This window comes from Ligilactobacillus equi DSM 15833 = JCM 10991, assembly GCF_001435735.1.
Taxonomy (GTDB): domain Bacteria; phylum Bacillota; class Bacilli; order Lactobacillales; family Lactobacillaceae; genus Ligilactobacillus; species Ligilactobacillus equi.
Map to the genome: position 1 here is coordinate 1 of NZ_AZFH01000169.1, position 262 is coordinate 262.

Consider the following 262-nt stretch of genomic DNA (forward strand, 5'->3'; position numbering starts at 1 on the left):
CCAAATCACGGGCTCACCCCGCCATGCCTCGCGCGGAATGTGCTGCCCAATTCATGCCTTTTGTAGCCTTGACAGGCTATGAGGAGTTATTGGCACAAAAGGCTGAGGTAAGGTCTTCCCAGCAGATTTTAGCCAGTGATGAACAAGAGGTTTTGGCCCAAGCCTTGGTGCAAGTTAAAGAGGACTTGCCAGTTAAAGTATGGGTGAATTACTATGATCAGAAGAAAGAAAAGGAAGTTGAATTGATTGGGACTGCCGAGAA

1 pseudogene is annotated in these 262 nt (G+C 47.7%); it reads left to right on the forward strand.

The annotated features are described in order from the left end of the window. Positions 1–262: pseudogene (locus tag FC36_RS12225) on the forward strand (hypothetical protein); the annotation flags it as partial.